The organism is Paraglaciecola chathamensis S18K6, from assembly GCA_000314955.1.
Classification (GTDB): Bacteria; Pseudomonadota; Gammaproteobacteria; order Enterobacterales; family Alteromonadaceae; genus Paraglaciecola; species Paraglaciecola chathamensis.
In genome coordinates, this window is sequence record BAEM01000003.1 from 67,407 (window position 1) to 75,901 (window position 8,495).

The 8,495-nt window shown below is 44.0% G+C and carries 5 protein-coding genes; 2 read left to right on the forward strand and 3 right to left on the reverse strand.

Annotated elements, in window-relative coordinates; all coding sequences use genetic code 11:
* Positions 1 to 43: 43 nt before the first annotated feature.
* Entirely contained in the window at positions 44 to 2,239 is a 2,196-nt protein-coding gene (gene malQ / locus GCHA_RS00605; RefSeq protein ID WP_007984018.1) for a 4-alpha-glucanotransferase, read from the reverse strand.
* Positions 2,240 to 2,475: 236 nt separating this feature from the next.
* Here malQ and gap point away from each other — a divergent pair, with 236 nt between their 5' ends.
* Both gap and GCHA_RS00615 read left to right on the forward strand, forming a co-directional pair.
* Positions 2,476 to 3,471 carry a type I glyceraldehyde-3-phosphate dehydrogenase gene (gene gap / locus GCHA_RS00610; protein ID WP_007984019.1) on the forward strand — a complete coding sequence of 332 codons (996 nt, stop codon included), beginning with the start codon at positions 2,476 to 2,478 and terminating at the stop codon, positions 3,469 to 3,471.
* A 78-nt stretch (positions 3,472 to 3,549) separates the two neighbouring features.
* Positions 3,550 to 4,389: a D-hexose-6-phosphate mutarotase gene (locus GCHA_RS00615; protein ID WP_007984020.1), complete on the forward strand. Its 840-nt coding sequence runs from the start codon at positions 3,550 to 3,552 to the stop codon at positions 4,387 to 4,389.
* Between the two features lie 129 nt (positions 4,390 to 4,518).
* Here the strand turns inward: GCHA_RS00615 and pnp are convergent, their stop codons facing one another.
* Together pnp and GCHA_RS00625 are read right to left on the reverse strand one after the other, a co-directional pair.
* Positions 4,519 to 6,630 (reverse strand): polyribonucleotide nucleotidyltransferase, encoded by a 2,112-nt coding sequence (pnp, locus tag GCHA_RS00620; protein ID WP_007984021.1) that lies wholly within the window; start codon positions 6,628 to 6,630, stop codon positions 4,519 to 4,521.
* A gap of 329 nt (positions 6,631 to 6,959) precedes the next feature.
* Positions 6,960 to 8,261 carry a pectin acetylesterase-family hydrolase gene (locus tag GCHA_RS00625; RefSeq protein WP_007984022.1) on the reverse strand — a complete coding sequence of 434 codons (1,302 nt, stop codon included), beginning with the start codon at positions 8,259 to 8,261 and terminating at the stop codon, positions 6,960 to 6,962.
* Positions 8,262 to 8,495: the final 234 nt, after the last annotated feature.

The window sequence follows — 8,495 nt, forward strand, 5'->3', positions numbered from 1 at the left end:
CTTGCAGTGTTGGCGGCCTGACATACAGGCCGCCTAGATTATATTATTGTTTTGCTTGACGTCTTACCTCGGTCAAGCGGTGAGCGAGTGACTGCAGCTCACTGTTAGCAAAAATATCCTGTAAACTATGTGAAAGCTTACGTTGCCAATTTGGGTATTCATTGAACGTACCTGGAATGTTAACGGGTTCGTCCATTTCTAACCAGTCTTCTAGTTGCAAACTCAATAGGGAACTTGAACCGCTCGCCATATGAGTTTGCATACCAAAATTTAATGCCTTGGTCATCCCTACCTGATTGACATCACGACTGATCTCCTCAGAAATAGAACCGTGTCCATGTAAGGTATCTAAGATGGCCTGTTTGTTATCATGTCTGCTCTGGTACAAGCTTGCAAGTATCTCTTCTGTTGGATACAAACCCAAGGTCTTACCCAATTGCAAGTCATCGCAGTGCCAGAAGCCATTTAAGGTAGGCATATCGTGCGTGGTCAACGTAGACATTGACTGCACAGGATAATGACTTGGTGAGAAAAAACCGCCGTCTTTAGCTTGCTCGAAAAAGAACACACGGTACGAATACACGCCATTATCAGCCAGTTTTTCGCGGATTTCTTCTGGTACAGTACCTAAATCTTCACCGATTACCATAGCCTGATTACGATGGCTCTCCAGCGCTAGAATGGCTAACAAATCATCCACTGGATAATAAACATAGCCGCCTTGCTTGGCGCTATCACCTTTGGGTACCCACCACAAACGCAATAAGGCCATCACGTGATCGATACGTAATGCGCCCGTGGCATGCATATTCGAACTAAACAAATCAATGATAGGCTGATAAGCCTGCTCATATAGCTTGAGAGGATCCATCGGCGGCAACCCCCACGTCTGGCCAAGAGGACCTAAAATGTCTGGTGGCGCGCCAACACTGGCATCAGTGCAGTACAAGGCTTTATTTCCCCAAATCTCAGCACTGCCTTCACTCACCCCGACGGCCAAATCACGGTATAGACCAATTTGCATCTTGTGCTCTAGAGCGACTTTATTCGCTTTTTCAAACTGCAATGCCGCTTGCCATTGTAACCACAAGAAGAATTGCACGCGTTTGGCATTCGCTTTTGCGAATTTAGCCACAGCGGGAGAATCAAAATCCGCATATTCATCAGGGAATACCGGCCAGCCCCAAGAGGCCTTTCCTTTACTGGCTAAGTCTTCTTGCAGTGCATCATATACAGCAATAGTCTGCAGACTTTCACCGCCTTGCTCTATGAATGCTTTAAAGGAGCGGTTTTGTTGCGTATTCTTGCTCAAATACTGTTGAGCCTGCCAATCAAAAACAGCGCTTAGGGCGTCGAGCTTAAGCTTTGTTACGCTGGGATAATCTACTAAGTCCGCTGCGCGAGCGTGATCAATAGACTCTTTAAAATCAACTTGATTCACAATCGCCTGTACGCTTGGTTGATGAAAGCCATCAATTGCGGTGACATCGATATAAATGAAGTTCAGCCAACGACGCGAGGACGGGCCATACGGGCTGCATGCTCCTGGATTAGCCGGATAAAGAGAATGAATGGGGTTTAGTCCGATAAAATCTGCACCCGTTTTGGCGGCTTCAGCGGTTAGATAAGCAAGATCACTAAAGTCCCCTATCCCCCAATTATGGTCGCTGCGCACACAATATAACTGCACACTTAGCCCCCACACTTTATTCCCGTCAACCAAAGTTTGTGGCTGATAACAGGCATCAGGGGCAATAATCACCCGCATTTCACTGAGTGACTCATCATCCACAACTAAGGCAAGAGTGTGATAACCCAACGGCAAGTTACATTCAATCGAGATAAAATATTCATGAAACTCTATTTCATCAATATGATTCACATTGACTAACTCACCCTCAATGGGTTCAAAGGTGACGCGCTGAACGTCACCACTTTCTAGCGTTATCTGGGCAGTATATTCGTCTGTCACCAATTCAATTGGCAAACGAACAAAAAATGAAAGGGCATCATTATTACGCTGAACATGAACAGGATTTAACGGAGTTAACCAATCTTTTATCATGCCCTGTTTAACCTGCTCTTCTAAAGCAGCTTGATCGTCTACCTTGTATCCCATCACGTTCAGTAATTTTTTCTTTACGGTCGACTCGATAGTCGCAGGCTTGCCCCAAGCATCGGTGTAATTTGATTCGATACCGCGATGTTCTACAAGCTGATCAATCAATGAAGATGTCATTAACGTTTGATTCCTATAAATGGAGACTATTTTCAGCCGACTATTATTAGCTAAACGTGTCGCAAGGCGAAGTTGAATACGTTTGCATTAAATAAATCTGTAACAAAATAACATTTTTAAGCGATTATTTTGCCTTATTTATCCATTTAGTCCATAATTTCGTAATTATATTTCACAATTAAGCTGATTCAGCTTAATTAGAGTTCGAACTTACGACCCGTTTAGAGGATGTATATATGACTATTAAAATTGGTATCAACGGTTTTGGCCGTATTGGTAGATTTGTTTTTCGCGCAGCATGTGAGCGCAGCGATATCGAAGTAGTCGGTATTAACGATTTGTTAGACGCAGAATACATGGCGTATATGTTGAAATACGACTCAACACACGGTCAATTTAAAGGTACTGTTGAAGTTCAAGACGGACAACTTATCGTCAACGGTAAAACTATTCGTGTGACTGCAGAGCGTGACCCTGCGGCACTTGCATGGGACGCCATTCAAGCTGAAGTAGTCGTTGAAGCAACTGGTTTGTTTTTAACTGACGAAACTGCTCGTAAACACATTACCGCCGGTGCCAAAAAAGTGGTGCTTTCTGCGCCATCTAAAGATGACACACCTATGTTTGTTATGGGTGTTAACCATGACACTTACGCGGGACAAGAAGTTGTTTCAAATGCATCTTGTACCACCAACTGCTTGGCGCCATTGGCTAAAGTACTTAACGACAACTTCGGTATCGTTGACGGCCTTATGACCACAGTACACGCAACAACTGCAACGCAAAAAACCGTTGATGGCCCTTCAGCCAAAGATTGGCGTGGTGGACGCGGTGCGTCTCAAAACATCATTCCTTCATCTACTGGTGCTGCAAAAGCAGTGGGTAAAGTTATCCCTGAGCTTAACGGTAAATTGACTGGTATGGCATTCCGCGTACCTACTGCTGACGTTTCAGTGGTTGATTTAACCGTAAACCTAGCAAAACCGGCTACATACGAGCAAATTTGCGCAGCAATGAAGTCAGCGTCTGAAGGTGAACTTAAAGGGATCATGGGTTACACAGAAGATGCTGTGGTATCGCAAGACTTTATCGGTGATACCCGCACCTCAGTATTCGATGCCACTGCTGGTATTGCACTTACTGACACTTTTGTGAAGTTGGTATCTTGGTACGATAACGAAATCGGTTATTCAAACAAAGTATTGGATTTGGTTGCTCACATCAGCAAATAAGTTCATATCACTTTATTGTAAAAAGGCAGTCATCTACACTAGGTGACTGCTTTTTTTTGATCTTAAGGGTCTCTCTTTATGCACCTATGTAAAACCGCATCTTTACTTCCACAAGATGATATCGAAATGCTGATCATCGATAACGATCATGCCCATGCGACTATCTCTTTATTCGGCGGCCATGTTCTCAGCTTCATTCCTAAACACGACAATGTGCAACGACTTTGGTTAAGCAAAGAAGCCATGCTCGACGGCCAGCATCCAATAAGGGGCGGGATCCCAATTTGTTGGCCTTGGTTCGGCGCTCACGCATCTGAAAGTGGTTTAGCTTCTCATGGTTACGTGCGTACCCAAAACTGGCATGTGGTAGATTGCGCGGATGAACCTGAGCAAACGGTCATTCGACTCAAGCCGAGTACAACACAAGGAGACGGTTTTGAAGGTGAAACACAATTGAGCTTAGTCTTGTTCATAGGACGAGAATTGCGCATTCAATTGGTCACTGAAAACACGGGCAGCGAGCCACTCAGTTATACCAGTGCATTACACACTTATTTCAACATTGATGATATTAACCATTGTGAATTAACTGGTTTAGACGGTGATTATTTAGATAAACTGCAAGATTATCAGCGTATCAGCACCCCTATCCCCTACACGTTTAATGAAGAAACGGACCGAGTGCACTTAGTTACACCTGAGTCGCTAACAATTGTCTCAGGGAATATTAAAACCCATATTCAGTCAAACGGCCACGACAGCATAGTCGTATGGAACCCATGGGCTGATAAATCAAAAAGCATGCAGGATATGGAAGACCAGGGCTATAAAAATATGTTGTGCGTTGAAACGGCTGTTACGCAAGGCCAGCAAGTATTGCCAGGGCAATCCCATACACTAGAGCAAGTGATTCGCTAGCATCCATATACTTCTCATTTCATAACCTTTTACACCAAGCAATAAAAAAGGAGCCGATGGCTCCCTTTTTAAATCTCGTTAGCGCAGTATTGTTGCTAAAGCAACTTACCACGCTATTTTGCTAAACGATTACTCGTTGCCTTCAGCGGGTGCTGCTGGCTTTTCTAGCAATTCTTTGATGCTCAAACGAACACGGTTCTGACGGTCAATTTCCATCACTTTAACGTTAATGATTTGACCTTCGCTAAGATGGTCAGCCACTTTATTCACACGCTCATGAGCGATTTGTGAAATGTGAACTAGACCTTCTTTACCCGGTAAAATTTCAACGAATGCACCGAAATCAACGATACGTGTTACTTTACCTTCGTAGGTTTTACCTGCTTCAACATCAGCGGTGACTTGCTCAATTTTGCTGATAGCGATGTCCGCTTTTGCACGCTCGGTAGCGAAGATTTTGATTGTGCCATCATCTTCGATTTCGATGTTAGTGTCAGATGCTTCAGTAATAGCACGGATCATCGCGCCACCTTTACCAATCACGTCACGGATTTTATCTTGGTCGATTTTCAATGTGTAAATACGCGGAGCGAATTCAGACATTTCATCACGGTGACCAGAAATCGCTTGGTCCATCACACCTAGAATATGCAAACGCGCTTCTTTTGCTTGTTTCAGAGCAACTTGCATGATTTCTTGAGTGATACCTTCGATTTTGATATCCATTTGAAGCGCAGTAATACCTTCAGTGGTACCCGCTACTTTAAAGTCCATGTCACCAAGGTGATCTTCGTCACCCAAGATGTCAGAAAGAACAACGAAGTTTTCATCGTTTTTCACAAGACCCATAGCAATACCAGCTACTGATGCCTTAATTGGAACACCCGCATCCATCAATGCCAAAGACGTACCACAAACTGATGCCATTGAAGACGAACCGTTTGATTCAGTGATTTCAGACACCACACGCACTACGTACGGGAATTCTTTTTCAGACGGCATAACCGCTTGAATACCGCGTTTTGCTAGACGACCGTGGCCGATTTCACGACGCTTAGGTGAACCAACAAAACCAGTTTCGCCTACACAGTATGGAGGGAAGTTGTAATGCAACATGAATCGGCTATCCACTTTACCGTTTAGGCCGTCAATCATCTGTGCGTCACGCTCTGTGCCTAATGTAGCAGCTACGATTGCTTGCGTTTCACCACGTGTAAACAAAGCAGAACCGTGGGTACGGGGCAAAATGCCCGTCGCTACGTCAAGTGCACGGATCATCGCAGGGTCACGACCATCGATACGCGGCTGACCAGCAAGAATACGTGAACGTACTACGTCACTTTCAAGCTCATGTAATAACTCAGATACTTCTTTTGCATCTTGTTCTTCATCAGCTTCAACGATAGCAGCAACGGTTTTATCTGTTAGTGCAACAATCGCGTCTTTACGTGCCATTTTGTCAGAGATTTGATACGCCTCTGTCATTTCTGTTTCAGCAAGTGCTTTAATTTTGTCTTTTAGTGTGACGTTAGCAGGCTCAGCAACCCAATCCCACTTAGGCGTGTTAACTTCAGCAGCAAATTCAGTCACTGCATTAACAACGGTTTGCATTTGCTCATGACCATACATTACGGCGCCTAGCATCACGTCTTCAGATAAGACTTCAGCTTCCGACTCAACCATCAATACTGCGCCTTTAGTACCGGCAACTACTAGGTCTAGCTGGCTAGTTTCAAGCTCAGAAGTACGTGTATTAAGTACATATTGACCATCAGTGTAACCAACACGCGCAGCACCAACAGGACCATTGAAAGGCATACCTGAGATAGCAAGGGCAGCAGACGTTCCGATTAGCGAGATTATGTCAGTTGGAATTTCAGGGTTAGCTGAAACAACCGTCACTATGATTTGTACTTCGTTCATAAACCCGTCAGGGAATAATGGACGAATTGGACGGTCAATCAAACGAGACGTAAGTGTTTCGTATTCAGAAGGGCGACCTTCACGCTTGAAGAAACCACCTGGGATTTTACCCGCAGCGTACGTTCTTTCTTGGTAGTTAACCGTTAATGGGAAGAAGTCTTGGCCTGGCTTGGTGTCTTTTTTACCAACAACAGAAACCAACACTGATGTGTCGTCCATGCTTGCCATAACAGCAGCGGTTGCTTGACGAGCGATTACGCCCGTTTCTAGCGTGACAGTATGCTGACCATACTGAAATGATTTAGTAATAGGAGTCATTATTTTCCTTTAAATTTTAACTAATGCTTTCTTTATCGCTTTTAAATGCGGCGCATAGTATAGCGGTAAGGCTGGGCTAAAAACAGCAACTTGGGGGAAATAACCCTGAAAAATAGGCATTTAATGTAACGCGATATGCGTTTTTGTGAGTGGGTGTCATTTTTATGAAAGTTTTATGTACAAATTGGCAAAATATCCTGAATAGCATCTGATTATAACGATAAAGCGAAAAGGGCTAAAATTGTGTCAAGCAGCCAAGATAATCACCACGGATCTACTGTTAACCTGTGGTGACTAATTCTAAAGCAGCAACTGTTTAATGCTATTTTCTATTGGGCTTCATAGGCCAAACTGATTGGATAGAACCACCTAGCATTAACAAAATAGTTAAGCCAGCTTGTGAATCTCACCCCTTGGGCACTTTGCTCATCATAAAACGGATGGGATTGCGCTTCGGTAGCAAAGTCATCCGTGAGTATGGTGTGAATTGAGCCTTCACCGATGTAATACTGATAATTGCGTGTGGTATCGGCAATCTGCCCAAAAGAGGCAGTCATGCGGGCATTCCAATCAGTAAAGTACAGATAATCACTAGGTTGCAAAGCCCAAGTGAACGGGTTGGTATTGCCTTGATCGATTTGATCCATGACTTTATTGAAAAGCACCTGCACTCCATCAAATTCCGTTGTGTATTGTGCAAAGCGACTTCTCGGGTAGCGATAAGACAAACGCTGGAATAAATCGACATTCAAGTCCGCCGCGGTATAAGTTCCCAGCCCACTTCTAAAAATTGTCGGCAGGGTATTTTCAAAGTTCCACGGGCTACCACTACGAAATACGTCGTCAACAAACCCCTCTGATACAATGGATGCAGAGGCATCAGCAAATAACATAGCCTCGGACCGAGGAAATGCAGCTTGTAAATAAGGGAAATTCAGTGTCGCCCCGTAGCCACCAGCACTGGAGCCTGTGACCAGCATTTTATCGATAGCATTTTTATGCCGGCTACGCCCTTTAAAATGCGTTTTCATCCAGTCTTGTACGGCCAAAAAGTTATCAAACCCCTTGTGTTTCACCGGCACGGGTGCACCTGGAAAACCAGTAATACTGCCATCTACATCCGTGTATACCACTTCGCTTGAGCCAGCATGAAGATCCCCCGTGCAATAGGGAATAAAGACTTTGCTCCAATCTTTAAACGGGTTCCTACGATTGCTGTCATCAAAAACACCACCGGCGTCGACTGGCGAGTTCTCTTGTAATATGGAGGGGTTATACGTAGGACGGTCACCTTCTACGGCTTCAAGTGCTAACGAGGCTACGCAAGTGGCATCATTCCAACAAGAGCCGCCACCGTTAAAATAAACCAACACGTTCTTGCTTTTACCTTGCTTAAAATAGAACTGAAATGAATTGTCTAGCGGCGTTCCGTCAAGTGGATTTGGTACAGTTTCAAACGCGCAAGAGGGCGTGATTGTTTTTGACTGGCCACTTGGATCAATTATCTCCATTTGAGATGCCACCGGTATGGTTTGCCATTCGTTTTTGTCGTGATGATTGTGATGTTGCTTTGCCAACACAGGCAGAGAGCTTAGTAACACTATAACGCTAAATAAATACTTGCTTTTCATATGCTTCACTCCGTGAGATAAAAACGCCAAACTAAAAAGAACACCTATACAACTTGCAAGTATTTAAAACTATCCACCGAAGAAGTCTCATCCAATTGCGCACTCAACAGACAAGGCTCAAGGAATAATTTACCACTCGGTGAAAGTAGATTTTATTTACCCTCCATTAGGTAAAAAAATTATAAACAGATTTGCCTTCAGGTTATACCAATCCGCATTAATAAGTGACCGTCT